This window comes from Pararhodobacter sp. (assembly GCF_034676545.1).
Classification (GTDB): domain Bacteria; phylum Pseudomonadota; class Alphaproteobacteria; order Rhodobacterales; family Rhodobacteraceae; genus Pararhodobacter.
In genome coordinates this window covers 1,534,834-1,559,802 of record NZ_JAUCBZ010000015.1, presented here as the reverse complement: position 1 = coordinate 1,559,802, position 24,969 = coordinate 1,534,834, and the positions used below count along the sequence as shown (strand labels likewise).

The 24,969-nt window shown below is 63.2% G+C and carries 26 protein-coding genes; 10 read left to right on the top strand and 16 right to left on the bottom strand.

The genetic code is table 11. The features are described 5' to 3' along the window. The first annotated feature begins 142 nt into the window (after positions 1-142). The 5 genes from VDQ28_RS11095 (at position 143) to murA (ending at position 3,841) form a co-directional block, all read left to right on the top strand. Positions 143-586, top strand: a complete 444-nt coding sequence (locus tag VDQ28_RS11095; protein WP_323036000.1) for a GNAT family N-acetyltransferase — start codon at positions 143-145, stop codon at positions 584-586. Between the two features lie 58 nt (positions 587-644). Next, the gene (locus VDQ28_RS11090) at positions 645-938 is read left to right on the top strand and encodes a DUF1330 domain-containing protein (RefSeq protein WP_323035999.1); all 294 of its coding nucleotides are present in this window, start codon (positions 645-647) and stop codon (positions 936-938) included. Between the two features lie 54 nt (positions 939-992). Continuing rightward, complete coding sequence (hisB, locus tag VDQ28_RS11085; RefSeq protein ID WP_323035998.1) at positions 993-1,580, top strand: imidazoleglycerol-phosphate dehydratase HisB; 588 nt, start codon at positions 993-995, stop codon at positions 1,578-1,580. A gap of 223 nt (positions 1,581-1,803) precedes the next feature. Next, on the top strand, positions 1,804-2,442 hold the full coding sequence (gene hisH, locus VDQ28_RS11080; RefSeq protein ID WP_323035997.1) for an imidazole glycerol phosphate synthase subunit HisH: 639 nt from the start codon (positions 1,804-1,806) through the stop codon (positions 2,440-2,442). Between the two features lie 88 nt (positions 2,443-2,530). Further along, a complete protein-coding gene (murA, locus tag VDQ28_RS11075; RefSeq protein WP_323035996.1) occupies positions 2,531-3,841 on the top strand; it encodes a UDP-N-acetylglucosamine 1-carboxyvinyltransferase in 1,311 nt (436 codons plus the stop codon). A 133-nt stretch (positions 3,842-3,974) separates the two neighbouring features. Here murA and VDQ28_RS11070 read toward each other — a convergent pair whose 3' ends face one another. The 8 genes from VDQ28_RS11070 to VDQ28_RS11035 form a co-directional block, all read right to left on the bottom strand. Next, positions 3,975-4,904, bottom strand: coding sequence for an AEC family transporter (locus VDQ28_RS11070; protein ID WP_323035995.1), 930 nt, complete (start codon positions 4,902-4,904; stop codon positions 3,975-3,977). A 21-nt stretch (positions 4,905-4,925) separates the two neighbouring features. After that, a complete protein-coding gene (locus VDQ28_RS11065; RefSeq protein ID WP_323035994.1) occupies positions 4,926-5,723 on the bottom strand; it encodes an MBL fold metallo-hydrolase in 798 nt (265 codons plus the stop codon). Beyond that, complete coding sequence (locus tag VDQ28_RS11060; protein WP_323035993.1) at positions 5,723-6,523, bottom strand: TatD family hydrolase; 801 nt, start codon at positions 6,521-6,523, stop codon at positions 5,723-5,725. The genes VDQ28_RS11065 and VDQ28_RS11060 overlap by 1 nt, the downstream gene beginning before the upstream one ends. Before the next feature lie 36 nt (positions 6,524-6,559). Beyond that, the gene (locus VDQ28_RS11055; protein WP_323035992.1) at positions 6,560-7,663 is read right to left on the bottom strand and encodes a DNA polymerase III subunit delta'; all 1,104 of its coding nucleotides are present in this window, start codon (positions 7,661-7,663) and stop codon (positions 6,560-6,562) included. Continuing rightward, a complete protein-coding gene (gene tmk / locus VDQ28_RS11050; protein ID WP_323035991.1) occupies positions 7,656-8,291 on the bottom strand; it encodes a dTMP kinase in 636 nt (211 codons plus the stop codon). Before tmk ends, VDQ28_RS11055 begins: the two co-directional genes overlap by 8 nt. Beyond that, the gene (locus tag VDQ28_RS11045) at positions 8,288-9,442 is read right to left on the bottom strand and encodes a D-alanyl-D-alanine carboxypeptidase family protein (RefSeq protein ID WP_323035990.1); all 1,155 of its coding nucleotides are present in this window, start codon (positions 9,440-9,442) and stop codon (positions 8,288-8,290) included. Before VDQ28_RS11045 ends, tmk begins: the two co-directional genes overlap by 4 nt. A gap of 103 nt (positions 9,443-9,545) precedes the next feature. Further along, positions 9,546-10,703 (bottom strand): SPOR domain-containing protein, encoded by a 1,158-nt coding sequence (locus VDQ28_RS11040; protein WP_323035989.1) that lies wholly within the window; start codon positions 10,701-10,703, stop codon positions 9,546-9,548. 160 nt (positions 10,704-10,863) lie between these two features. Beyond that, positions 10,864-12,522 carry an NAD+ synthase gene (locus VDQ28_RS11035; RefSeq protein ID WP_323035988.1) on the bottom strand — a complete coding sequence of 553 codons (1,659 nt, stop codon included), beginning with the start codon at positions 12,520-12,522 and terminating at the stop codon, positions 10,864-10,866. A 171-nt stretch (positions 12,523-12,693) separates the two neighbouring features. Between VDQ28_RS11035 and VDQ28_RS11030 the strand changes: the two genes are divergently transcribed. Further along, positions 12,694-13,179, top strand: coding sequence for a hypothetical protein (locus tag VDQ28_RS11030; RefSeq protein WP_323035987.1), 486 nt, complete (start codon positions 12,694-12,696; stop codon positions 13,177-13,179). A 91-nt stretch (positions 13,180-13,270) separates the two neighbouring features. Continuing rightward, positions 13,271-14,074 carry a crotonase/enoyl-CoA hydratase family protein gene (locus tag VDQ28_RS11025; protein ID WP_323035986.1) on the top strand — a complete coding sequence of 268 codons (804 nt, stop codon included), beginning with the start codon at positions 13,271-13,273 and terminating at the stop codon, positions 14,072-14,074. A gap of 151 nt (positions 14,075-14,225) precedes the next feature. Here the strand turns inward: VDQ28_RS11025 and VDQ28_RS11020 are convergent, their stop codons facing one another. The 3 genes from VDQ28_RS11020 to VDQ28_RS11010 all read right to left on the bottom strand — a co-directional run bounded on the left by VDQ28_RS11020 (position 14,226) and on the right by VDQ28_RS11010 (position 16,310). Further along, positions 14,226-14,465 (bottom strand): GlsB/YeaQ/YmgE family stress response membrane protein, encoded by a 240-nt coding sequence (locus VDQ28_RS11020; protein ID WP_323035985.1) that lies wholly within the window; start codon positions 14,463-14,465, stop codon positions 14,226-14,228. A 3-nt stretch (positions 14,466-14,468) separates the two neighbouring features. Then, on the bottom strand, positions 14,469-15,650 hold the full coding sequence (rlmN, locus tag VDQ28_RS11015; RefSeq protein ID WP_323035984.1) for a 23S rRNA (adenine(2503)-C(2))-methyltransferase RlmN: 1,182 nt from the start codon (positions 15,648-15,650) through the stop codon (positions 14,469-14,471). 117 nt (positions 15,651-15,767) lie between these two features. Continuing rightward, on the bottom strand, positions 15,768-16,310 hold the full coding sequence (locus VDQ28_RS11010) for an invasion associated locus B family protein (protein WP_323035983.1): 543 nt from the start codon (positions 16,308-16,310) through the stop codon (positions 15,768-15,770). A gap of 169 nt (positions 16,311-16,479) precedes the next feature. On the opposite strand from VDQ28_RS11010, the gene VDQ28_RS11005 reads away from it, so the two are divergent. After that, positions 16,480-17,478, top strand: coding sequence for an asparaginase (locus tag VDQ28_RS11005; RefSeq protein WP_323035982.1), 999 nt, complete (start codon positions 16,480-16,482; stop codon positions 17,476-17,478). Positions 17,479-17,568: 90 nt separating this feature from the next. Further along, on the top strand, positions 17,569-19,176 hold the full coding sequence (locus tag VDQ28_RS11000; RefSeq protein ID WP_323035981.1) for a GMC family oxidoreductase: 1,608 nt from the start codon (positions 17,569-17,571) through the stop codon (positions 19,174-19,176). A gap of 448 nt (positions 19,177-19,624) precedes the next feature. Here the strand turns inward: VDQ28_RS11000 and pyrF are convergent, their stop codons facing one another. After that, positions 19,625-20,344 carry an orotidine-5'-phosphate decarboxylase gene (gene pyrF / locus VDQ28_RS10995; RefSeq protein WP_323035980.1) on the bottom strand — a complete coding sequence of 240 codons (720 nt, stop codon included), beginning with the start codon at positions 20,342-20,344 and terminating at the stop codon, positions 19,625-19,627. A gap of 123 nt (positions 20,345-20,467) precedes the next feature. Between pyrF and VDQ28_RS10990 the strand changes: the two genes are divergently transcribed. Continuing rightward, on the top strand, positions 20,468-21,751 hold the full coding sequence (locus VDQ28_RS10990; protein ID WP_323035979.1) for an alpha/beta hydrolase family protein: 1,284 nt from the start codon (positions 20,468-20,470) through the stop codon (positions 21,749-21,751). A 25-nt stretch (positions 21,752-21,776) separates the two neighbouring features. Here the strand turns inward: VDQ28_RS10990 and VDQ28_RS10985 are convergent, their stop codons facing one another. From VDQ28_RS10985 to truB, 4 genes are all read right to left on the bottom strand, one after another. Next, positions 21,777-22,232, bottom strand: coding sequence for a universal stress protein (locus tag VDQ28_RS10985; RefSeq protein WP_323035978.1), 456 nt, complete (start codon positions 22,230-22,232; stop codon positions 21,777-21,779). A 67-nt stretch (positions 22,233-22,299) separates the two neighbouring features. After that, positions 22,300-23,109 (bottom strand): potassium channel family protein, encoded by an 810-nt coding sequence (locus VDQ28_RS10980; protein WP_323035977.1) that lies wholly within the window; start codon positions 23,107-23,109, stop codon positions 22,300-22,302. Then, positions 23,106-23,963 carry a branched-chain amino acid aminotransferase gene (locus tag VDQ28_RS10975; RefSeq protein WP_323035976.1) on the bottom strand — a complete coding sequence of 286 codons (858 nt, stop codon included), beginning with the start codon at positions 23,961-23,963 and terminating at the stop codon, positions 23,106-23,108. The genes VDQ28_RS10980 and VDQ28_RS10975 overlap by 4 nt, the downstream gene beginning before the upstream one ends. Before the next feature lie 72 nt (positions 23,964-24,035). Beyond that, positions 24,036-24,941, bottom strand: a complete 906-nt coding sequence (truB, locus tag VDQ28_RS10970; RefSeq protein WP_323035975.1) for a tRNA pseudouridine(55) synthase TruB — start codon at positions 24,939-24,941, stop codon at positions 24,036-24,038. Positions 24,942-24,969: the final 28 nt, after the last annotated feature.

The window sequence follows — 24,969 nt, the reverse complement described above, 5'->3', positions numbered from 1 at the left end:
CCATGACCAAGCCGACACGCCTTTGCTCGCTGTATTGCCGCGCCAACTGAGCGCGGGCTGTGTCATGTCTTTCTGACCCTTTGCCCCGCCGCCGTGCGGCCAAGGGCAATGACACGGCGGCCCCACTCGGAGCCCCAAGCCCATGCCTCGAATAAGACCAGCCAAGGCCCACGACATACCGGCACTCTTGCCGCTGATTTACGCACTTGCAGCCCACCATGACGACCCGCCCAACTGCACCGCCGCATCCCTTGAACGGGATGTATTCGGTGCGCGCCCGGTCCTCGATCTCCTTGTCGCACACGCCGAAACTCTGATCGGCTACGCTGCCCTCACCCATAGCGCGCAATTGCAATGGGGTGTGCGCGGGTTGGACATGCATCATCTGTATGTCAGTCCCGCGCATCGTGGCACCGGCATTGGCGCCGCGCTCCTCCAAGCAACCCTCACCCATGCGCGGGCCCTGAACTGCGCCTATGTCACGGTCAGCACGCACCCGGACAATCACGCCGCGCAGGCGTTCTACGCGCATCTCGGGTTTCAACTGCGGCCCTCCGACGCGCCCCGCTTCGTCCTGCGCCTGTGACCCTTGCGCTGCCGCCTGTCACGGGTCATCCTTGACCAAAGCAACCGGAGTTTCCCCCATGCCAAAAGCCTATTGGGTCGCCCATGTCGACGTGCATGACCCCGACATCTACGCCAAATACCGCGCAGCCAATGCCGTGGCATTTGCCAAATATGGGGCGCGGTTCCTGATCCGTGGCGCGCCACAGCAGCAAATCGAGGGGCAGACCCGCAGCCGGACGGTGGTCATCGAATTCCCCGACCTTCAGGCAGCGACTGACTGTTTCCACTCGCCCGAGTATCAGGCCGCCAAGGCCATTCGTGACCCGATCTCGTCCGCAGATACGGTGATCATCGAAGGGTATGAGGGCTAGCCAAAAGCACCGCCGCGACCTATACCGACGCCGCACGAACGACGGAAATTTGCCATGCGCCGCGCCACGATTACCCGCAAGACCTCGGAAACCGAAATCCAGATCACATTGGATGTCGACGGCTCAGGCCGTTATGACAACCAGACCGGCGTCGGGTTCTTCGACCATATGCTCGACCAATTGGCGCGCCACGCGCTGTTCGACCTGACGATCCGGGCCGAGGGTGATTTGCATATCGACGACCACCACACCGTCGAGGATACCGGCATCGCCATCGGCCAGGCCCTGACCCAAGCGCTTGGCGACAAACGTGGAATCCGGCGCTACGGTGAATGCGCATTGCCCATGGATGACGCACAAGTGCGCTGTGCGCTCGATCTGTCCGGGCGTCCGTTTCTGATCTGGAACCTCGATCTGCCGACCCAGAAAATCGGCACTTTCGATACCGAATTGGTGCGCGAGTTCTTTCAGGCCCTCAGCACGCACGGCGGCATCACCCTGCATCTGGATCAGGTCCACGGCTTCAACAGCCACCACATCGCCGAGGCGGCCTTCAAATCCGTCGCCCGTGCGCTTCGCGACGCCTGCGAGATCGACCCCCGCAAGGCCGACGCCGTCCCCTCGACCAAGGGTGTCTTGTGATCGCCTGATCGGTGGTATGCGCGCGCTCTTGCTTGGGTGCGAAATCCGTCCGTCAAAACGGCCGCCTTCGCAGCGCTCTACGCAATGAGTCACCGCCGCGCCTTTCCCAGTACCGGTCGGTGCTTGCCAATGCGCAACCGCTGACAGCATGCCGCCTGAGCCTGAGGTGCTGGACGAGATGCTGCACCTGCGTTAGGGGTGTCGCAGCACACGGAGTCCCCAAATGCTTACAGTCCTCGTTGATTACGAAAGCGGCAATCTGCATTCCGCGCAAAAAGCGTTCGAGCTGATGGCGGCCGAGGTCGATGGCGGCCAGGTCCTGATCTCCGCGCGGCCCGAAGACGTGCTGCGCGCCGACCGCATCGTGTTGCCCGGCGACGGCGCGTTTCCCTCCTGCCGCCGCGAACTCGACGCCGTCACCGGCATGACCGAGGCCCTGCACGAGGCCGTCCTGACCCGAGGCCGCCCGTTTCTGGGCATCTGCGTCGGCATGCAACTTTTGGCAACCAGGGGCCATGAATACGCCGAAACCTCCGGCCTCGACTGGATCGGCGGCGATGTCCTGCGCATCACCCCCGCAGACCCCGCCCTGAAGGTCCCGCATATGGGCTGGAACGATCTGATCCTCGACCGTCCGCATCCGGTTCTGGCCGGGCTGAATTCCGGCGATCACGCTTATTTCGTCCACTCCTACCGCTTTGAGGTTGCCGACCCTGCGCACCTCCTGGCGCATGTCGATTACGGCGGCCCGGTCGCGGCAATTGTCGGGCGAGACACCATTTTGGGTATGCAATTCCATCCCGAAAAAAGCCAAGCCACCGGACTGCGCCTGATCGGCAATTTCTTGCGCTGGAAACCTTAAAACACACAGAATTGTCGGTTTTGTTGCTGCCGCCGATTTGCTACTGATGGCGCCAACGACAAAAGCAGTGACACTTGGGGAGCGACGCATGGCACAGGCACAGCCGCACGAGCGTATTCAATATATCGTCGAGGGCGGACATCGCCTGACCGGCACGATCGAACCGTCGGGCAACAAGAACGCGGCCCTGCCCATCGTGGCCGCTGCCCTGCTGACCGATCAACGCGTTGAACTGCGCAACGTGCCACGCATCCGCGATATCGAGGTCCTGGTCGAACTGATCCAGTCCGTCGGGGCCGAAGCCCGCTGGCTCGACCGCAACTCGCTTGAAATTCACGCGGCCACCCTGCGCCCGGCCGACCTGGACCCGGAGCTCTGCGCCCGCGTTCGTGCCTCGATCCTGCTGGCAGGGCCGATGTTGGCGCGCTGTGGCGAGGTGCGTCTGCCGCCACCCGGCGGCGACGTGATCGGTCGCCGCCGCATCGACACGCATTTCCTCGCGCTGGAGCAGTTGGGCGCCAAGATCACGGTAAACGGCGCGTATCATTTCAAAGCGGAAAAGCTGATCGGCGCCGATGTTTTCCTCGACGAACCGTCGGTTACGGCAACCGAAAACGCGCTCTGCGCCGCGGTCTATGCCGAGGGCACAACCATTCTGCGCAACTGCGCCTCGGAACCCCATGTGCAGGATCTGGCGCATTTCCTGATCGCGATGGGTGCCACGATCGAGGGCATCGGCACCAACACGATGACCATCCACGGCGGCGGCCCGCTGGGTGCCGCAACCCACCGCATCGGCCCCGACCATATCGAGGTTGGCTCGCTGATCGGCCTCGCGGCGGTCACGAAATCCGAGATCACCATCCAGAACGCCGGGGTCGAGCATCTGCGTTCGACCCTGATGAACTTCGAGCGCCTCGGCATTCACTGCGAGGTGCGCGGCAACGATCTGTTTATCGCCTCCGATCAGAAAATGCGGGTACAGGACGATTTCGGCGGCCATATCCCGACGATCTCGGACCAACCCTGGCCCGCCTTCCCGGCCGATACCATGTCCATCGCCATCGTCACCGCCACGCAATGCGAAGGCGTGGTGATGATGTTCGAGAAAATGTTCGAAAGCCGGATGTTCTTTGTCGACAAGCTGATCGCCATGGGCGCGCGCATTGTCCTGTGTGACCCACACCGCGCAATCGTTGCCGGCCCCTCGAAAATGCGTGGCGCGCGGCTGGAAAGCCCCGATATCCGCGCCGGCATGGCGATGCTGATCGCCGCCATGTGCGCCGAAGGCACCAGCACGATCAACAACGCCCAGCAAATCGAACGCGGCTACGAACGCATCGACGAGCGCCTCAACGCGATGGGTGCCAAGATCACCCGCGTACCCGCCCGCACCTGACATCTTTGTTCTGAAAAAATCCTCCGGGTTGGTCTGGAAGGGTGGAAAACCCTTCCAGTCGGCTGCGGTCCGCAAACCGCCGGCACGAGCGGCCCCTCGATGGGGCCCGAGTGCCGCCCCCCCCCCCCCGCACTCACCCCAGAGCCGTCATCCAGCCCCAGGCAGTCAAAATACACAACAAGGTGGCCATCAACACCGTTGATGCCGCCACCCGTTTGGCGCGGCCGTACATATTGGCGAAAAGATAGGCGTTCACCCCGGGCGCCATCGACGCCGTGACAACCGCCGAACGAAACGCCGAGGGCTCAACCGCCAGGGCGCGCCCCATGCCCCAGGTCACCATCGGGTGCAGCAGCAGCGACATCACCACCGCATAGGCGATCAACTTCAAATCACCCTCGGGTCGGTAGCGGTACAAGACCCCGCCCAGGCCGAACAGCGCCGTCGGCAAGCCGGCGCGCGCCAGCAAATCCGCCCCATCCATGAACACCTGCGGCAAGGGCAGCCCAGTCAGATTGACCAGCACCCCCAACCCAATGCCGATGACCAGCGGGTTGGCCGATAACCCTTTGACCACTCGGCCCAGCGTCTTCAACAGCCCCCCACCACGCGCCCGCACACCCTCCATCGCCATGATGCCGACCGCATAGCAAAACGGGCCATGCAACGCGATGATCGCATAATTTGCGGACAGGGACGCGGCTCCATAGGCACGCTCTGAAATCGGCAATCCCAGCAGCACGGAGTTTGAAAACAGGCATACAAACCCCACCGCCACGGAGTCTTCCCACTCGCGCCCGAACAGGAATCGTGCGCCCAAGAGCCCGGCCACAAAGCCCGCGACCGCGCCCGCATAAAAGCTGACCAGCAACCGCCACTCGAAAATATTGCCCAGATCGAGACGCGCCAGAGCCAGAAACAGCATCGTCGGGATGGCGAAATTCTGCGCGAATTTCATCAGCGCCTCGACGCCCTCGTTGCTCATCCAGCCCCGCCAGACAACGGCATATCCGGCGGCGACCACCATGAAAACCGGCAAGATAACGTCGATCAGAGCCTGCATGTCAGCCGCCCCCAAGCGCGGTCACAGCGCGAATTCCAGCACCATACCGTCATAGGCCGGCGTGATATGATCGGGCGTCTCGGCCTCGACCTCGGCGTAATCCATATCGACATGCATATTGGTCAGCACGGCGCGTTTGGGGGCAGCACGCGCGATCCATTCCAGCGTCATTTGCAGATGCGCATGGGTCGGATGCGGCTTGCGGCGAAGCGCATCGACGATAAAACAATCCAGATCGGCCAGGACCGGCCAACTTTTCTCCGGGATGTCCACCGCATCCGGCAAATACGCCAGCCCTCCGATCCGGAACCCCAGCGCATCCATACTGCCGTGATCGGCATCGAACGGTTGCAGGTCAAGGGTCCCGCCCGCGCCGGCAATCGAGACCGTGCCCTTGATCGTGTTCAGATCCAGGATCGGCGGATATGGCGAACCCGCAGGCTGCACAAACGCATAGCCAAACCGCGACAACAGCGCGTCTTGGGTGGCACCATCCGCCCAGACCTGCAGGCGTTTTCGGGTGTTGAACACGATCATCCGCAGGTCATCAATGCCATGCACATGATCGGCGTGGCTATGCGTGTAGACCACGGCATCCAGCGTGCCGACGCCCGCATTCAGCAACTGCTCGCGCATATCCGGCGAGGTGTCGATCAACACGCGGGTCGTGCCGCCGACACCGATCCGCTCCAGCAGCAAAGAGCACCGCCGACGCCGGTTGCGCGGGTTGGTCGGATCACAAGCACCCCAATACCCGCCCAGCCGTGGCACACCGCCCGACGAGCCGCATCCCAGAATTGTTGCGCGCAGCTTATCCATCAGCCCTGTGCCTCATATTGCGCGGCTTTGGTGAACAAACGGTCAAAATTTTCGCTGGTTTGCCGCGCGAATTCCGCATAGCTCAAGTCCCAGACCGGGGCGACGGCCCGGGCGGTATGCGCGGTATAGGCAGGTTCATTGCGTCGGCCACGATGGGGCGGCGGCGCCAGATAGGGCGCGTCGGTTTCCACCAGGATCCGATCCACCGGGGCGCTGGCGAAGATATCGCGCAACGCGGTGCTTTTGGGAAAGGCCGCGATGCCCGACACCGACAGGTAAAAGCCAAGATCCAACGCGACGGCTGCCAGGTCCGCGCCGCTGGTGAAACAGTGCATCACGCAACCATAGGCCCCGGCGCGGTGCTCCTCGGTCAAGATGCGTGCCATATCGTCATCGGCGTCGCGCGCATGGATGATCAGGGGCAAGCCGGTCTGGCGCGCGGCTTCGATGTGAATCCGCAAGCTTTCCTGCTGAATCGCGGCGCTGTCGGCGGTGTAATGATAGTCCAAACCCGTCTCGCCGATGCCCACGAATTTTGGATGCGCCGCCAGCGCCACCAACGCCTCGACCGAGGCCAAGGGTTCCGACGCGGCGCTCATGGGGTGGGTGCCCGCCGCATAGAACACGCTGTCAAACCGATCCGCCAAGGCCCGCACGCGCGGCTCATGCACCAGTTTGGTGCAGATCGTCACCATGCGCGTGACGCCGGCCTCGGTGGCGCGGGCGACCACGGCGTCAAGCTCATGCTCGAAATCCGGGAAATCGAGATGCGTGTGGCTATCAACAATCTGAATGGTCATGTGGTGTTCCGGGCATTGAGGGGCCGTCATCGGCGGTCAGACAGCCGCCTTTTGCAGCGCAGCTTCCAGACGTAGGAACATATCAAGCACCAGCGCGCCGGGGTCAAGGTTGACCGCCCGCGCCGCCCGCGCCCGCGCGCCGATGTCAGCGGCTTGTTCGGCCCAAAGCCGCGCGGTCCGGGCATCGGGCGACAGGCGCGCCATGACCTGCGCCTCGCCCTTGGCGGCCTCGGGCAGAGCCACGCCGGTCGCCCCCATGCGCGCCATGCGCGACAAGGCCAGATCGAACAGCCGCACCACCAAATCGAACCGAGGTTCCGCCTGTTTGCCGCCAACCGAGTCGCACAGCCGGCGCAATTCCGGGCGCGGAAGGCGCGGCAACTGGCCCAGCAGGCCCAGGATTTCGCTGTAAAGCGCCAGACCACCGCCCGACATCACGCGGATCGCCTCGCCGACGGAGCCGCCGGACAATTGCGCCAGGGCAATGCTGTCATCGGCCTGCCCGGTGGCTTGTTCCAGCGCAAGGGCCATATCCTCGGCGCCCAAAGGATGCAGCTTGAGCTCGCGGCACCGCGAGCGGATCGTCGGCAACAGCTTTGACGGTTGATGCGACACCAAAAACAGCATCGCCCCCTGGGGCGGCTCTTCGAGCAGCTTCAGCAGGGCATTCGCCGCGTTGGCGTTCATCTCGTCCGCGGCATCGACGATCACGATGCGCCGCCCGCCATCGGTCGCGCTGAGACCAAAGAAATCCCGCAATTTGCGCACATCATCGACCACGATCTGCGTGCGCATACGGCCGGTCTTTTCGTCCGCGGTGCGCCGGATCGTCAGCAATCCCGGCTCTGACCCGGCGGCAATGCGGTGCGAAACCGGGTGGTCGGCCGAAACATCCAGCGTCTGAGGTGGGCCGAACAGCCCGCCGCCCGGTTCTTCGGCCAAAAGGAAGCGCGCCAGACGATAGGCCAAGGTCGCCTTGCCGATCCCGCGTGGGCCGGTCAGCAGCCAGCCGTGATGCAATCGGTCCTGCGCGTGGGCCTGCAAAAAGCCGCGCTCTGCGGTCTCTTGGCCAAACAACCGCGCGGTATCACGCGGATGGGGCGCGCCCTCGATCCGATCGGGTTCGGGCAGTTCAGACATGCGAGCCACCCGAGAGAAACCTGCGGGCCTGCTCCTGGACGTCGGCGGCCACGGCATCGACGGCGCGACTGCCGTCAATCACGCGCACACGGTCCGGGTATTCCTGCGCCAAGGCCAGAAAACCGGCGCGCAATTTGTGTTGAAAATCAAGGCCGAGCGATTCGAACCGATCCTCGCCCGAGTCCCGCGCCAATCCGCGGCGCAGCGCTATCTCGGGGTCCATGTCGATCACAAAGGTCAAATCGGGTTCGAGGCCAATCATCGCCTCGTGCAACTGATCCACTTTGGCGCGCAAGGCAGCGCGTGCCGCCCCCTGATACACCCGCGTTGAATCGGCAAAACGGTCGGATACGATGACCGACCCGGCCTTGAGCGCCGGCGCAATGGTCTTTTCCAGATGATCCCGGCGTGCGGCGGTGAAAAGCAAGATCTCGGTCTCGGCGGACCAGCGCGACGCGGCCCCCTCGACCAGCAAGCGTCGGATTTCTTCGGCACCTTCCGAGCCACCCGGCTCGCGCGTCAACTGCGCCGGCAGGGCCGCGGCAAGCGCCCGCGCCTGGGTCGATTTTCCGGAACCGTCGATGCCCTCGAAGGAGATGAACACACCCCGACGCGCGTGCTCCGTCACGGTTGACCCAACCCCAATTGCTGGCCAATCAGGGCCGCCGCAGTCCGAACGCGCGGCATGAACCCACCCTGCGCAACCGCATGGCCGGCGATCAGCGGCGTGGTCATCGGCGTCAATCCCTCCACCTCAACCACCAGACGGCCCAGCTCCTGGCCCTCGGCAATGGGTGCGGCAATCGGGCCATCGTATTCGACCCGTGCCGCGACGGTATTCTGCGCCATCATCGGCACAAGGATCGAGACCGGCGACGCGGCAACCATCGACACGGTGTCTTGCGCACCCATCCACACCTCGGCCGTGGCGACGGTGGCGCCTTGCGAAAATACATCCTGCTGCGCGAATTGGCGGAAGGCCCAGCCGACGATGCGCTCGGCTTCTTCGGATCGTTCGGTGGCACTGTTCAGACCTGAAAACACAAAGATGATGCGCCGATTGCCTTGCCGTGCCGAGCCAACCAGCGAATAGCCCGCCTCTTCGGTATGGCCCGTTTTCAAGCCATCAATCCCCAGCCCCGCCCCCAACAAAGGCACGCGGTTGGGCTGCGTGATACCGTTCCATTCGAATTCGGTTTCGGCAAAATAGTGGAAATACGGCGCATGTTCGACCACCAGATACCGCGCCAGAGTGCCCAGGTCATGCAGACTCATGCGGTGGTGCGGGTTCGGCCAGCCCGAAGCATTGGCGATGCTGGTCTGTGTCATGCCCAATTCCTCGACACGACGCTGCGCCATTACTGCAAAGGCCTCTTCGGTGCCCGCAAGCCCCTCGGCAACCGCGACGGCGGCGTCATTGCCCGACACGATCGCGATACCGCGGATCAATTCCTCGGTCGTGGGCCGGTGCCGGGTTTCCAGAAACATGCTGGAGCCCCCCATTTCATGCGCGCGCTGGGTAACCGACCACGTCGTTGACATCTGCACCCGCCCGTCGCGCAGGGCGTCAAACAGCATCGCCAAGGTCACCAGCTTCGACATTGACGCGGGTGGCAGCGGGATATCCGCGTTTTGCTCGGCCAGAACCTGCCCGGTTCCGACATCAAGCACATAGAAATTGGGCGCACGCCCCCCGTATGGCGATTGCGCCGACGCCACGCTGGCCACGACCACAACCAGCAGGCTGGTCAACAACACGCGCAAAAAGCCAAGCGGCATGAGCTTCTCCTTCTCAAGACAGCGGCGGGCGCGGCCCGCGAAAGGCCGACCACCCGAATTGAGGGCCAGTCTAGCGCCTTTTGGGACCGGGATTCAAACCCGCTCAGCGCACAACTGCGTAAGCATCGGCGAATCCAAGCCCTTGCACCCGGCGCAGGTTTTCGGCGCGCTCCGAGGTTGTCCCGGCTGGGCCAACAACAACACGCCAGAACAAGTTTTCCCCGACGCGACCGCGCCGGATCTCGGCGCTCAACCCAGCGCGCTGCATCTGACTGCGTGCGTTCTGGGCGTTTTGCTCGACGCTGAAAATGCCGATCTGCACGAAAGGCCGATCAAGCCGCGAGGGCTGCGGTTGCGGGGCGGCTGCCGTCGCGGGTGGCGGCGTGGGCTGGCTGGCCGGTTGCACAGCGTCCGGAGTCACACCGGGCAAGGCAATCATCGTGGTGTCAGGCTCTGGGTCACGGCGGCGGAACAAGTCGCGCAGGCTTCGGCGTTGGCGCGGAGGCTCGGCCACAGCGGGCACCGCGGCGGCAGTCGCGGTCGCAACCGTGGCGGCCCCGGCAGCAGGTGCCAATGTGGTCTCGGCAATGGCCGCGGGTTCAGGCGTACGGTCACGGCGTCCAAACAGGCCGCGCAGCCCCCTGCGTGGCGGTTCCTCGTCCGTGATTGCCGTGATTGCAACCTGATCCACGGGTGCCCCAGACGGCACCACAGCTGATGAAACGGCCGGTGCCGCAGCAGTTTCAACCGGCGCGATCGCCAGCGTTTCCGCCGCCGCCGTGGTTGGTTCAGGCGCGGGGTCGATCTCCATTTCGACGCGTTGCAAGCGCAGCGCCGTGACCGACACCTCCGTCGGTGCGCCCGGCAGAATGCCCAACGCATTGGCCGCCTCTGACGAAATCTGGAACCGTGGGCCCGGATTCTCGCGCTCACGCCGGAACAGCGCGCCGATCACCGTCGCCCCAGTCGCGGTGTTGCGGATCATCGCGCGTTCGGGGTCGGTCACATCCGGATGTGCGATCCAGACGCCGCCCAGCGACGGACGCCCATCCCACAGACCGGCCTCTGCGACCTGAAACACATTCGGAGCCTCGACATCACGCTCGATAACCCGTTGGCCCGGCCCGCTGACGGCCTGCGCTGCATCGCCCATCGCCGGACCAGTGCCCGTCCCTGTGGTCGAAACGCACCCGCCCAGCGCCACGGCGCAGACAAGAAAAGGGGCGAAACGCGGATAAACTCTGCGGCCTGCTCGTACCATACTGCCCTCGTGCCTGGTGCGTCGCCTTGGCGCGCACGGCTTTGAACCACCCGTTCAACGGGTGTTGTTTTTTGGCAGCATAACGTCAAGCGGCACGCAAGAAAAGCCCGCAGACGCGCACCGCCGCCCCGACGGGCATCAACTTGCCGAATATTTTTCGTCAGGAGGGGTCGCGCCAGCGATTGACCATCGGATAGCGCCGATCCAACCAGAACGCGCGCGTCGTCAGCCGGACGCCCGGTGCCGACTGAAAACGCTTCCATTCCGAGATATAGATCAGATGCTCGATGCGCTTGACCGTGGCGCGGTCCTGACCCGCGGCGACCAGATCCTCGACCGACAGATCGCGCTCCACCAACCCCTCGAGGATCGCATCCAGTTCGGGATAAGGTGGCAGGCTATCATCGTCGCGCTGGTCCTGACGCAGCTCCGCCGAGGGCGGCTTGTCGATCACGCGGGGCGGAATGACCGTGCCCGCAGGCCCCTGCATCCAGTCGCGATGGTTGGCGTTGCGCCAGCGACAGGTCTCGAACACGCGGGTTTTATAGAGGTCCTTGATCGGGTTGAACCCGCCGTTCATGTCGCCGTAAATCGTCGCGTACCCCACCGCCACCTCGGATTTGTTGCCCGTGGTCAACAGCATCGCGCCGGTCTTGTTGGACAGCGCCATCAACAACAGGCCGCGCATCCGCGACTGGATGTTTTCCTCGGTCACATCCTCGGGCAGGCCTTGGAACAGCGGTGCCAGCGCCTCGGTCACCGCGGCGCGTGGCCCGGCAATCGACACGGTGTCCAGTCTGCACCCCAACAAGGTGGCAACCTCGGCGGCATCTTCCAACGAATGCGTCGAGGTGTATTCCGACGGCAGCATCACGCAGTGCACGTTCTGTGGGCCCAGTGCATCGGATGCGATTGCCGCCACAATCGCCGAGTCGATCCCGCCGGACAGCCCCAGCAACACCCGTTTGAACCCGGATTTACGCAGATAATCCCGCGTGCCGACCACCATCGCGTGGTAATCGCGTTCATAGTCATCGGGCATTGCGGCCAACTCGCCGGGTTCGGCGCGCCAGCCGTCAGCGGTTTCGGTGAAATCAACGTGGCGGATCGCGTCGGTGAAACCGGGCAACAGATGGGTCAACCGCCCGCCGGGGTTCAGCACAAAACTGGCGCCATCAAACACCTGATCATCCTGTCCGCCGACGAAATTCAGATAAACCAACGGCAACCCGGTCTCGATCACCCGCGCCACCATCATCGCCATGCGCGTATCGTGGCGGCCGCGCGAATGCGGCGACCCGTTGGGGACCAACAGGATCTGCGCGCCCGACTCCGCCTGAGCCTCGGCAACGTCCTCGTACCACGCATCCTCGCAAATCGGCGTGCCAATCACCAAAGGTCCCACCCGGTAGGGGCCGGAAATATCGGCGGGCGTGAACAGACGTTTCTCGTCAAACACCGAGTCATTGGGCAGATGGTGCTTTTTCACCACCGCCGACACACGCCCGCGTTCAAGGATGTAATACGCGTTAAAGAGCGCCCCGCCCTCCAGATACGGCGCGCCAATCCCCACTGCCGGACCCTCGGCACAGGCAACGGCCAAGGCCTGAACCGCCGCCATCGCATCACGGGCAAAAGCCGGTTTCATCACCAGATCCTGGGTCTGATACCCGGTGAGGAACATCTCGGGCAGCGCCAGCATATCCGCGCCTGCCGCCTTGGCGACGCGCCACGCATCAAGCACCTGTTCAGAATTGGCCGTCAAAGCCCCCACAACCGGGTTCAACTGGGCAAGGGTCAGGCGAAAACGTTGGGGCATGTCAGGTCCGCATTTCGGGTTCTGACCCTGTCATAGCAGGTTACCGCTGAAGGAAAAGACGGACCGAATCCACTTGCCATAATTCTGCCGGAATTCGGTCTCGAATTCGCGCTTTTCCCACCGCAAATCGCGCCATGTGCGCCTGCGTCACAGGCGAAAGAGAGTCTTGCCATGATCGTCTTCACGCGTTCTTCCCGCACATTTCGCACGTTCCTTCGCCATGAGTCCGGGGCTGTCACCGTTGACTGGGTGGTCCTGACGGCGGCCATCGTCGGCCTGGGCCTTGCCGCGGCCCTGGCCGTGCGCAGCGGAACAACAACTTTGGCAACCGATGTGAACACCACTCTGACCAATGCCCAGGTTGCCGCTCTGGGCTGCATGGGCGACGGGCCAGGCGCATCCGGGTTTGAATGCTATTCCGGACCGTTGATCGGCTCGCAGATCCGCGCCTACGCGATGATTCTTCATGGTGGATGCACGGGAAGCGGCCCCACCCAGGTCTGCCGCCCCGGAAGCCGGACCGTCACGCGGGAATACCTGATGTCTGATGGATCGGTCTACAAGAAGGTCGTCGTCACCACCGGCAACGAACCCCCGGTGACGACATGGACCGATGCAAATGGCAACGTGGTTGACGCGCCACCGCCTCAGGCCTGACTGCGCGCGACAACCTTGCCGCGACGCGGCGTCTGGACTGGACAAAACACGGCCTGCCCCGCAAGTTCGACTTTAAAACCGGAGGGGCTCCATGAAACATCTTGACGATCTTGACCTGACCTTCACCACACTGTCGGTCGATGACGACGGCATCGCGACCTTATCGCTGAACCGCGCCGACAAGCGCAATGCGCTGAATGCGGACACCGTGGACGAGTTGATCGACATTTTCACCGTGATCCCGCGCGCCGGGGTTCGCGCGGTCGTGCTGCGCGCCGAGGGGACGCATTTCTGCGCCGGCCTCGATCTGGTGGAACATCACCAGGAAGATCGCCGCCCCGAGGAATTCATGCATGTCTGCCTGCGCTGGCACGAGGCGTTCAACAAGATGGAATATGGCGGCGTGCCAGTCATTGCAGCGCTGAAGGGCGCGGTGGTCGGGGGCGGTTTGGAACTGGCCTCGTCAGCGCATATCCGCGTGGCGGATGCCAGCACCTATTTCGCCCTGCCCGAGGGCCAACGCGGGTTGTTCACGGGCGGGGGCGCGACAATTCGCGTGGCGGATCTGGTCGGCAAGGCGCGCATGATCGACATGATGCTGACGGGCCGCGTGTATCAAGGGCAAGAGGCGATTTCGCTGGGTCTGGCGCAGTATCTGGTCGAGGATTCCGAGGCGAAAGCCTATGAACTGGCCCGCGCGGCGGCCTCGAATCCGCCCCTGTCGAATTTTGCGATCTGTTCCGCGATCAGCCATCTGCAAAACATGTCCGGCCTGGATGCCGCCTATGCGGAGGCCGTGGTCGCGGGGATCGTCAACACCCAACCCGCCAGCCGGGGGCGCCTGGCGGCCTTTGCCGATAAATCCGCGGCCCGCGTGCGGCCAAACGAGACATGAGGGAAACCGACGCTCGACCCCATTGAGGGGTCTCGCGTCGGCGGGTTGCCACCCGCACCCGCCCGGAGGGGTGCAAGCACGCCCTCCGGACCTCCCCGAAGGTGAGTATTTCGGGCAAGATGAAGGATAGGGCGCGCAGCGGGTCGTCGGGTCAGGGCTTGAATCGTTGCCAGAGCCAGATCAGGGCCATCGCGCCCATCACCGCCAGCACGAAGGTCACCATCCAGCCGCCCGCCGTCAGGATCAGGCGCAGCACCAGGCCGCCGAACAGCGCGCCCAGCACGCCGATCCCCATCGCCGAAGGCAGATCCACGTTCACCTTCATCAACCGCGTTGCCAGCAATCCGGCCGCGGCGCCGATCACCACCAGCAGGAGGAGTCCGGGCAACATGTCTCAGCCCCTTTCGGTTTCGGCGGCAATGGCCTTGGCCGATTTCCGGCCACGTTCCGTCGCGGATTTCAGCTGGCCACAGGCGGCCATGATGTCCTCGCCACGCGGTGTGCGAATCGGGCTGGCGTAGCCGGCCTTGAAAATGATGTCCGAGAACGCCTCGATCCGCGCCCAGTCGGAACGCTGATACGGCGCGCCGGGCCATTCGTTGAACGGGATCAGGTTGATCTTGGCCGGAATGCCCTTGATCAGCTTCACCAAACGGCGCGCGTCATCGTCGCTGTCATTCACGCCTTTGAGCATCACGTATTCAAACGTGATCCGCTCGGAATTCGACAGGCGCGGGTAGTCGCGCAGCACGGCCAGCAGCGCCTCGATATTCCATTTCTTGTTGATCGGAACCAACTGATCGCGCACCGCGTCGGTGGTCGCGTGGAAACTGATCGCCAGGAGACAGCCGATTTCATCAGCCGTGCGGGCGATTTCCGGCACGACCCCGCTGGTCGACAAGGTAATCCGACGCCGCGACAACGAGATCCCCTCGTTGTCCATGACGATTTGCATCGCATCGCGCACATTGTCGAAATTGTACAAGGGCTCGCCCATGCCCATCAAGACAACGTTTGAAATCAAGCGATCTTCGCGCTTGGTTTCGCCTGGAATGTTCCATTCCTGCAAGTCATCACGCGCGATCATCACCTGACCGACGATCTCGGCCACGGTCAGATTGCGCACCAGCTTTTGTGTGCCGGTGTGACAAAAGGAGCAGGTCAGCGTGCAGCCGACCTGACTGCTGATGCACAAAGTTCCACGCCCCTCCTCGGGGATATAGACCGCCTCGACTTCGTGCCCGCCGTCGATACGCAGCAGGTATTTACGCGTGCCATCCGCCGAGACCTGCTTGGTCACGATCTCCGGCAAGCGGATCACGAATTTCTCAGCCAGCATGGCGCGGTACTCTTTGGCAAGATTGGTCATGGCCGCAAAATCGCGCACACCCCAGTGATACAGCCACTGCCAAAGCTGGCCTTCGCGCATCTTCGCCTGTTTTTCAGGGGTGCCCTGCGCGACCAGCGCCGCGCGCAACTGTTCCCGCGTCATGCCGATCAGGTTGGGCATTAGCCCCTCGGGCGCCTTGCGCGGGATCGTCATCACGTCCTGAGTAATGGGGGCCGTTGCGGTCATGGGGTTCACCAGAAATCGTTAAGGGGTCGACAAGATTTGATGGGTATATAGGAAAAAGCCACCGGGCTGAACAGTCCGGCGGCTTGAATGCCTGGGTTCGTCCGTCTGCTCGGCGGCTTACTGCGCGCAGCGCCGCTGCGCCTCTTCGGTGGCGGCGGTCAATCCGAACAGGGAGAAGGTATCTTGCGTCTGCGTTCCGCGCGACGACCGCGCGACGAGAACCGCGTTTTGCCCCCGGCGCATTGCCGCCAAGATCCGCGCATCCTCGGCTGGCGACGCGGCCCAACCCCACTCACCATCGGTGAACAATTGATAGGTGTCTGTGCCGATCGTCATCTCGATGGTCGATCCTTCCGCGAACGGATAGCCGCCCGTGAACGAAATTTCTGCTGCCGCACCCTGCCCCTGGCGATAGGTTGCGAACATCAAGATGTCGCCGCGACGCACCGAGACCGCACGACCATCGCGTGTGTTCACGGTTTCGCTGGGTGCCGAAACGGCCCAGCATTCCCGTGGGTTGCCATCGACGAACACGCTCCACGCGGTTTCAACTGCGACCCGGTTGGTCGATTCCTGTGCGACGGCAACTCCGCCGGTCAGTCCACTTGCGACAAGCGCCAAGGCCAACCCTGCGGCGCCGAATTTGAACGATGCTGCCATCTGCCTCAAAGCCTCCAGCCAATTACACGCACCCCCGCACCGACCTTGTGTAGCAAGGCTTTGATCTGGCGCAACAGGGGTTTGCCCGATAGATTGCCTCATACCGCGTTTTTCGGGGGCTTAGAAACCCCTGTTGGCGGAAAATTGCGCAACTGTGATGGGGCAGAGCATGGCAGACGTTGGAATCGGTGCAGTGCCGATGGTGGAATTGTGGCGCGGAGGCCGTCTGGAAAGCCTTCATCACGGTCACGCGGTGATCTGCGACGCCGCCGGGCAAATCGTTGACGCATGGGGAAACCCTGAGGCGATGATCTATCCGCGCTCGAGCTGCAAGATGGTCCAAGCCCTGCCATTGCTCGAATCAGGGGCAGGGAACGGGCTGTCGGATCGGCACCTGGCACTGGCCTGTGCCTCGCATCAAGGGGCATCCCTTCACACCAACGCGGTGTCGTCCTGGCTTGCCGATCTGGACCTGTCCGAGTCCGACCTTCGCTGCGGCGCGCATGAGCCCTATGACATTCCCGAACGCAACCGCTTGATTTGCTCTGGTGATTCGGCGTGCCAGTTGCACAACAACTGTTCGGGCAAACACGCCGGTTTCCTGACCCTCAACAAGCACCTTGGCGGCGGGCCGGACTATATTGAACCCGACCACATCGTGCAGCGCAGCGTGCGCCAGGCGTTCGAGGACGTCACCGGCGAGGACAGCCCCGGCTATGGCATCGACGGTTGCTCGGCCCCGAATTTCGCGACCTCGCTTACCGGCCTTGCGCGCGCCATGTCGAAATTTGCGGCCGCGGATGGCTCTGACACCCGCAGCACCGCGATGGTCAAATTGCGCAACGCCATGGCCAGGCACCCTGACCTTGTGGCGGGTGAAACCCGTGCCTGTACCGAGTTGATGCGCGCGATGGGCGGCAGGGCCATGATCAAAACCGGGGCCGAGGCCGTGTTCGTCGCCATCTTGCCCGCGCAAAAACTGGGGATCGCGTTGAAAATCCTGGATGGCGGCACGCGCGCCTCGGAAGCCGCGATTGTCGCGCTGCTGGCGCGCGCTGGCGTCTTGGATCCGGCCCATCCCGACGCGCAAAAGCGCCTTGGCGCGCCACAAAAGAACTGCGGGGGACGCGTCTGGGGTGAAATGCGCCTGTCAGCAGGCTTCGCGTAAACCAGAGCAACATTTACGCGACCGAAACCTTGCCATGCCACGATGTCGCGCGCAGTCTGCGCCTTGATCCTGGTCTGGTGAGGAATGCGGATGGAATTCGACTATGTCATCGCGGGCGGCGGCTCTGCGGGCTGCGTGTTGGCCGCGCGCCTGTCAGAGGATCCAACCGTCTCGGTCTGCGTAGTCGAGGCTGGTGGCGGGGGGCGCGATGTCCTGATCCGCGCCCCGGCGATGGTCGCCGCGATGGTCTCGGGCCGTCCCAAGATCCACAACTGGGCGTTTCACACCGTGCCGCAGCCGGGCCTGAACGGACGCCGCGGATACCAGCCGCGCGGCAAGGCGCTGGGCGGCTCTTCTGCGATCAACGCCATGCTTTATGTGCGCGGCCAACGTGCTGATTACGACCATTGGGCAGATCAGGGGGCCGAGGGTTGGGATTGGGCCTCCTGCCTGCCCTATTTCTTGCGCGCCGAAAACAACGTGCGCGGGGCCTCGGGGCTGCACGCGACGGGCGGGCCGCTCAATGTCGCCGATCAACGCCAGCCGCGCGCCATCACGCAGGCCTTTCTCGACGCTTGCGAGGCGCATCAGATCCCGCCCAACCCCGATTTCAACGGCCATGCGCAAGAGGGTGCGGGCCTCTATCAAACAACGCAGTTCTTTGACGGCCCCCACAACGGTGAACGCTGTTCCGCCGCCGCCGCCTATTTGCATCCTGTGATGGATCGCCCCAACCTGACGGTTTTGACCAAACGTCTGGCCGAGCGCGTCGAGATCAACGACGGCCGCGCCACCGGGCTGACGATTCGCAAGGGTGGCGTGCGCCAGACGATCAAGGCCCGGCGAGAAGTGATTCTTTCGGCGGGCACATTTGGTTCCGCGCAGATTCTGATGCTGTCAGGGATCGGCCCGGCGGATGAGTTGCGCGCTCAGGGCATCAAGATTGTGCATGAACTCCCCGGTGTCGGTCAAAACCTGCAGGATCATCTGGACTATGTGGTCAGTTGGACCTCGAAACGCAACGACGTGGTGGGGCTGGGGCCCTCTGGGTTGCTGCGCTTGCTCAAAGCCGGGCTTGAGTGGCGCAAGACCGGAGAGGGGCTTTTTGCCTCGCCGATGGCCGAGGGTGGCGCGTTTCTCAAGTCCAGCCCGGCGGTGGAACGTCCTGATCTGCAACTGCATTTCGTGATTGGCATTGTCGACAACCATATGCGCAAACTGCATGTTTCCGACGGGTTCTCGTGCCACGTCTGCGTCTTGCGGCCGCAGTCGCGCGGCTGCGTGGGCCTGAATTCGGCCCATCCCGCACAGCCGCCGCGCATTGATCCGGCGTTCCTTGCGGACCCGCGCGATCTGCCGATCCTGATGAAGGGCGCGCGGCTGATGGACAGCATCCTCAACAGCCCGGAACTCCAACCCTGGCGCGCCCGGAAACTCTATCCGACCGACGGCAGCGACCGCGCGCTCGAGGCTGATATTCGCGCCCGCGCCGATACGATCTATCACCCGGTTGGCACCTGTCGCATGGGGCAGGATGACGACGCCGTGACCGATCCGGCGCTCTGTGTGCAAGGTCTCAAGGGATTGCGCGTGGTCGATGCCAGCGTCATGCCCACGCTGATCAGCGGCAACACCAACGCCCCCACCATCATGATCGCCGAGCGTGCCGCCGATCTGATTCGCAAATCCCAAGCCTGACCCCCGCCAATCAAACCGGACCTATCGCGACTTCGTACCGCCTCGGAGTCCCGACTATGCGACTCGGCGTTCAAAAGCGACCGGGCTTTTGCAATCCGATTTGGATGGCGGCTGCCTCGATTGCAAGGATCATTGATGTCTTCAAGAATCGCCACCTCAACCTGCGGCGGGTTTCCCATGGTCGGCGCCAGACCATCTCGGCCGCGATGGTTTAGGAGAAGATTACGACCACGGCGTCGCCAAGGCGTTTTCCCTGCCGCCCATGGACACCCTGTCCTCAGGCAGTCGTACGACAGTCTTGCGGTCGCGGAAGAAATTGGCGTCCGCTGCCCATCGTCACACTGTGTTTGCCGATCCGTAGTTCCGATAGTCATTTCCGGCGCATCGCTCTGCCACGCGGCGCTGCCCCTCGTTCAGTCGGAGGCCTTGCACGCGTCCGTCATGCGTCTCATACCCGTGCCAGTTCCGCCAAAACCGCCTGAACCGCCGCAAAAGGGTCCGTTGCCGCCCAGATCGGTCGCCCGACCACGATGTGATCCGCGCCATGTCGCACGGCATCCCCCGGCGTCGCGATACGCTTTTGATCGTTCGACGCGCTGCCAAGCGGCGGCACGCCCGGCGTCACGATCAACTTGCCCTTGGCTTGCGGCAATGCACGGATGCGGGCAGCCTCATGCGGGCTGGCGATCACCCCGTCGGCTCCGGCTTCGAACGCCCGTGCTGCACGTTCAACGACGATATCAGCCATATCGCCCGGCACAATCATCGCGGTATCCAGATCGGCCCGGTCCAGCGCGGTCAAAATCGTCACCGCCAGAATTTTCAGGTCAGAGCCCGCCGCCCCCTCACGCGCGGCGCGCACCACATGCGGATCGCCATGCACCGTCAGGAAGTCCAGATCGAACCGCGACACACCGCGCACCGCCGCCTCGACGGTGGCCGGGATATCAAAGAACTTCATGTCCAGAAAAATGCGCTTGCCCAATTCGCCCTTGAGTTCATTGGCCAGTGCCAAGCCGCCACCGGTCAACATGCCCAGGCCGATCTTGTAGAAACTCACGCTGTCGCCGAGTTGCTGCGCGATGGCGAGCGCTTGCAACACGTCCGGCACATCGAGGGCAACAATCAGGCGATCATCGGCGGGTCGGTTGTGGGATGTTTGGGTCATGGCGTCCTCGGATGGGGTCGCAACAGCGTTTACCCAGCGTTCACCGCCACGGCAACCATCAGGCAGGGTTGTTTCGGCGTAAAAGCACAATACGCTTGCCGCTGACAATCAGGAGGACCAAACATGCACACTCGATCCATGATGGCATGGGCTTTGGCTTTGACGCTGACAACAGGACCCCTTATGGCCGAGAACCGCGTGGATGCCTCGCGTCCAGATGCCCCAGAGCTTGCGGCCAATGGTGCGCATGTCATCGGTGTGCGCACCCTGACCCTGACCGACCCGGATCGCCCGGATGTTCTGGCCTCGACCGACGCGCTTGTCAGGGGCCCACGGACCATGTTGGCCGAATTCTGGTATCCGGCGGCGGCAGATACCACGCCCGGTGGCACCTATGAGACGGTGTTGCGCGATGGTGTGACACCAACCGCCCTGCACGGACAGGCCGCGCGCAACGCTACCCCGTCGGACTCGGGCCCGTTTCCCTTGGTCGTGATCAGCCATGGCTATCCCGGCAACCGCGTGTTGATGGCGCATCTCGCCGAACATCTGGCCACGCATGGCTATGCCGTTCTGGCACTGGACCACACCGACAGTACCTATGCGGATCAGGCGGCATTCGGTTCGACCTTGTACAACCGCCCGCTGGATCAGGCCTTCGCACTCAACGCGATGGAAGCGGATGCCAGCCTTGCCGATCTGGTCAGTACCGAGGCCGTCGGCGTGATCGGCTATTCGATGGGTGGCTATGGCGCGTTGGTTTTCTCAGGTGCTGGCTTGGTCGCAAGCATGGTCGATTCTCCCTTTGCGCCGCCACAAGGCCTGCTGGCCGCCCATGTTGCTGGCTCCGACACCCACGAAGCCTTGCCCGATCCCCGCGTCCGCGCCACTGTCGCGATTGGCCCCTGGGGTATGAACAGTGGTTTGTGGGATGCGGCCGGACTGGCGGGGCTGCGCGTGCCCACCCTGTTGATCGCCGGCAGCATGGATACGATCTCTGGTTACGATGCGATCCGCACGATCTTTGACGGCGCGGTGAACACCGACCGCCATCTGTTGACCTATGAGAACGCGGGCCACAACGCCGCCGCCCCGATTCCGGCCCCGGCAGAGAGTTACGCCATATCTGAAACCCTGGGCTGGGCGCCCTTTGCCCATTACGCCGATCCGGTCTGGGACACCCTGCGCATGAACGAGATCGCGCAGCATTTTGTCCTGGCCTTCCTCGATCTGCGACTGCGTGGCATGACGGATCGCGCGCGCTTTCTTGACGTGATCGAAAACGCCAATGAGGGGCAATGGGCCGTTGAGAACGGCCAACAAACCGCCGATCACACCGCATGGGCCGGGTTCCAGCAGGGCACCGCCGTTGGCCTGCGGTTTGAAAGCCACCGCGCCAGCGAATGACCGCTGGATCAGAGTGGATTGCCCGTCAGGCAATCGACTCCATGCGTTCTTTCGACAAGGCACCGGGCACGATGGTAATCGGCACCGACAGCGCGCCTGAGGATTTCGTCAACTGACTGACCAACGGCCCCGGCCCGGTCCGATCATCCCCCGCGCCCAACACCAGAATGCCGATATCCGGATCATCCTCGATCTGGCCAAGGATTTCATCGACCGGCTGCCCCTCACGGATCACCAGCTCGGGCTCGATCGCGTGCTTGTCGCGCATCCATTTGGCAAACACCTCGAAATGCGCCTCGATCCGCTCGCGCGCCTCTTCGCGCATCAGATCCGCGACGCCCATCCAGTGCTGAAACTCCTCGGGCGGGATGATCGACAGGATTTGAACGCCCCCTCCCGTCGCCGACGCCCGCAGCGCGGCAAAGCGAATCGCATTGAGACATTCGCGGCTGTCATCCAGAACCACTAGAAATTTGCGCATTATTCTCTCCAATTCGGTCGGCATAATGGCGCAAGGTCGCCAGCCTGTCTAGCAAACACGCGGCCGTTCAGTCGCCAAACCCATCCGTCGGAATCTTCACCGGCCCGCCGCAATGCTTGCAATGCACGGCATCGGGGTCATGGCGGCTCAACCCGCATTCCGGGCAGTCATATTTCACCTTGCTGGGCTGAAACATCGCCCGCGCCAGTTGCACGAACAGGGCGACGCCGATCACCATCACCAGCACCGAGAATATCTTGCCCCCCGGACTGACCAAAGTGATGTCGCCATAACCCGTGGTGGTCAGGGTCGCGACGGTGAAATAAAGCGCATCGACATAGGCCGCCGGGCCGGTATGCGGATCAAAGAACAGCGCAAAGGCCAGCGACGTGGTCACGAAAATGAACACAAACAGGTTGACGGCTGCCAAAACCATGTCTTCGTATTTGCGGAAGAATTTGCTGTCCCGGCGCAGATCGCGGATCAGGTGATACGAATGGAGAAGGCGTAAGCCCCTGAGAATTCTTAAGAATGCGATATCTTGTGTGACCAGCGGGCCAATCAGCAGCGCCACAAGCACGACGATGTCGGCCAGGGTGTGCACCCGGCGCAGCATCGCCATGCGATTTGTCGCGATCCAGAGCCGTGCCAGAAAATCGCACAGGATCAGGATCCCCAGCACCGAACTGACAATCGTCAACCGGCTTGTTTCCGGCAAGGCTGCGGCGATCACGAAAAATCCGATGCTGAGTGCATCGAACGCGATCAACGCATAGCGAAACCGTTTCGCGCGTTTGCTCCGGCCCTCATAGAGCAACCGAATCTCGCGTCGCAGCGCCGATTCCGGTTTCGGATCAGGGTCAGACTCGGCGATCACACGGTACTCGCCGCCCAATCCCAATACATCTCGCGCACGCGGCGGGTGACCGGGCCGACCTGATATTGGCGATCATCGAACGCCGTCACCGGCGTCACCTTGGACATATTGCCCGACAGGAACACCTCATCGGCATCGCGGAAATCATCCAGCGTCAGCACCGTTTCATGGACCTTCATCCCGTCGCCGGACATATTCTCCATATGCCGCGCGCGGGTGATCCCCGCCAGAAAGGTGCCGTTGGCGATCGGGGTGAACACCTCGCCATCCTTGACCATGAACACGTTGGCACTGGCGGTTTCCGCCACGTTGCCCTGACTGTCACAGACCAGCGCGTTGCCAAAGCCCTTGGCATTGGCCTCGGCCAACATCCGCGCGTTGTTCGGATACAGGCACCCGGCTTTGGCATTGACCACCGCCACTTCCAACGTCGGGCGGCGAAAACGCGTGGTGGTCAGGGTTGTGCTGGCATCGGCCGGGGCCATCGGGATTTCTTCGAGGCAAATGCAGAATCCGGTCGCGTCCTGGGTTGGCACGACGCCCAGAGGCCCCGCGTCAATCCCCCAATACATCGGGCGAATGTAAACTTCGTCGGCGAAGCCCTCCAACCCCTCGCGCACGATCTCGACCATCTTGGCGGCCTCGACCGTGGGATTGATCATCAACGCGCGCGCCGAATTGTTGATTCGGGCGCAATGCTTGTCCAGATCGGGCGTTTTGCCGTTGAACAGGCGTGCGCCGTCAAACACCGTCGTGCCCAGCCATGCGCCATGATCGGCGGCGCGCATCACCGGCACGTCGCCGTTGTGCCACTGGCCATTGAACCATGTGCGGATGTTTGTTGCGATTGCCATGAGCCCCTCCGTAAACTGTTGCGCGAGTTAATCACCGCCCGCGCCCAGCGTCCAGAGCGACCGCATGTCACGTCACAGGTTGAACACCCGGTTGGGGTGCAATTCGCCGCCAATGTAGGTGCCCACCGCCACGGGTTGCCCCTCATAGCTGCCCCAGGCCTGATCGCCGGGTGCGGCATCCCCTGCCAAAACCCGGCCCGGATTGCCGTTTTTCAGCCGCACTGCACCGTCCGGGGCCAGGATCATCTCGGGCAGGTCCGCCAGTGCCACCTGCAACGGCAGCAGATGCGCCTCCAATTCGGGCGTGCGGGCCATTGCCTCGATCTGTTCCAACGTCAGGCCTTCGGCGGCGACAAACGGCCCGGACCATTCCCGGCGCAACCACGCCACATGGCCTAGACAGCCCAGCGCCAGCCCCAGGTCACGCGCAATCGAGCGCACATAACCGCCCTTGCCGCAAACCATCTCGAACTCGGCGTGATCGGCATCGGGCCGTGCGATCATCTCCAGCGACTCGACGAACAGGGGGCGCGCGGCAAGATCCATCGCCTCGCCACCGCGCGCGATGTCATAGGCGCGCTCGCCCTCGATCTTCACGGCGGAATACTGCGGCGGCACTTGTTCGATATGACCGCGAAACGCGCCCAGAGCCGCCTCGATTTCCGCGTCGCCAGGCCGCATATCCGAAGTCTCTATCACTGTGCCCTCGGCGTCGTCAGTGTCTGTGGCCGCGCCGAATGTCACGAGAAACCGGTAGCCTTTCATGGCGTCGGTGACAAAAGGCACGGTCTTGGTCGCCTCACCCAACGCAATTGCCAGAACCCCGGTCGCCGCCGGGTCCAGCGTGCCCGCATGGCCCGCCTTTTGCGCGTCCAGCGCCCAGCGCACCTTGCCGACCACCGACGTCGATTTGATACCCGCAGGCTTGTCGACCACCAGCCAACCCGAGATCGGACGTCCCTTTTTCTTGCGCGCCATGTCCTGTCCTTTGATCAATCCGGCGCGG

Coding starts and splice junctions, on each gene's coding strand:
- VDQ28_RS11095 (WP_323036000.1), top strand. CDS start 143: ATGCCTCGAATAAGACCAGCCAAGGCCCACGACATACCGGCACTCTTG.
- VDQ28_RS11090 (WP_323035999.1), top strand. CDS start 645: ATGCCAAAAGCCTATTGGGTCGCCCATGTCGACGTGCATGACCCCGAC.
- hisB (WP_323035998.1), top strand. CDS start 993: ATGCGCCGCGCCACGATTACCCGCAAGACCTCGGAAACCGAAATCCAG.
- hisH (WP_323035997.1), top strand. CDS start 1,804: ATGCTTACAGTCCTCGTTGATTACGAAAGCGGCAATCTGCATTCCGCG.
- murA (WP_323035996.1), top strand. CDS start 2,531: ATGGCACAGGCACAGCCGCACGAGCGTATTCAATATATCGTCGAGGGC.
- VDQ28_RS11070 (WP_323035995.1), bottom strand. CDS start 4,904: ATGCAGGCTCTGATCGACGTTATCTTGCCGGTTTTCATGGTGGTCGCC.
- VDQ28_RS11065 (WP_323035994.1), bottom strand. CDS start 5,723: ATGGATAAGCTGCGCGCAACAATTCTGGGATGCGGCTCGTCGGGCGGT.
- VDQ28_RS11060 (WP_323035993.1), bottom strand. CDS start 6,523: ATGACCATTCAGATTGTTGATAGCCACACGCATCTCGATTTCCCGGAT.
- VDQ28_RS11055 (WP_323035992.1), bottom strand. CDS start 7,663: ATGTCTGAACTGCCCGAACCCGATCGGATCGAGGGCGCGCCCCATCCG.
- VDQ28_RS11045 (WP_323035990.1), bottom strand. CDS start 9,442: ATGCCGCTTGGCTTTTTGCGCGTGTTGTTGACCAGCCTGCTGGTTGTG.
- VDQ28_RS11040 (WP_323035989.1), bottom strand. CDS start 10,703: ATGGTACGAGCAGGCCGCAGAGTTTATCCGCGTTTCGCCCCTTTTCTT.
- VDQ28_RS11035 (WP_323035988.1), bottom strand. CDS start 12,522: ATGCCCCAACGTTTTCGCCTGACCCTTGCCCAGTTGAACCCGGTTGTG.
- VDQ28_RS11030 (WP_323035987.1), top strand. CDS start 12,694: ATGATCGTCTTCACGCGTTCTTCCCGCACATTTCGCACGTTCCTTCGC.
- VDQ28_RS11025 (WP_323035986.1), top strand. CDS start 13,271: ATGAAACATCTTGACGATCTTGACCTGACCTTCACCACACTGTCGGTC.
- VDQ28_RS11020 (WP_323035985.1), bottom strand. CDS start 14,465: ATGTTGCCCGGACTCCTCCTGCTGGTGGTGATCGGCGCCGCGGCCGGA.
- rlmN (WP_323035984.1), bottom strand. CDS start 15,650: ATGACCGCAACGGCCCCCATTACTCAGGACGTGATGACGATCCCGCGC.
- VDQ28_RS11010 (WP_323035983.1), bottom strand. CDS start 16,310: ATGGCAGCATCGTTCAAATTCGGCGCCGCAGGGTTGGCCTTGGCGCTT.
- VDQ28_RS11005 (WP_323035982.1), top strand. CDS start 16,480: ATGGCAGACGTTGGAATCGGTGCAGTGCCGATGGTGGAATTGTGGCGC.
- VDQ28_RS11000 (WP_323035981.1), top strand. CDS start 17,569: ATGGAATTCGACTATGTCATCGCGGGCGGCGGCTCTGCGGGCTGCGTG.
- pyrF (WP_323035980.1), bottom strand. CDS start 20,344: ATGACCCAAACATCCCACAACCGACCCGCCGATGATCGCCTGATTGTT.
- VDQ28_RS10990 (WP_323035979.1), top strand. CDS start 20,468: ATGCACACTCGATCCATGATGGCATGGGCTTTGGCTTTGACGCTGACA.
- VDQ28_RS10985 (WP_323035978.1), bottom strand. CDS start 22,232: ATGCGCAAATTTCTAGTGGTTCTGGATGACAGCCGCGAATGTCTCAAT.
- VDQ28_RS10975 (WP_323035976.1), bottom strand. CDS start 23,963: ATGGCAATCGCAACAAACATCCGCACATGGTTCAATGGCCAGTGGCAC.
- truB (WP_323035975.1), bottom strand. CDS start 24,941: ATGGCGCGCAAGAAAAAGGGACGTCCGATCTCGGGTTGGCTGGTGGTC.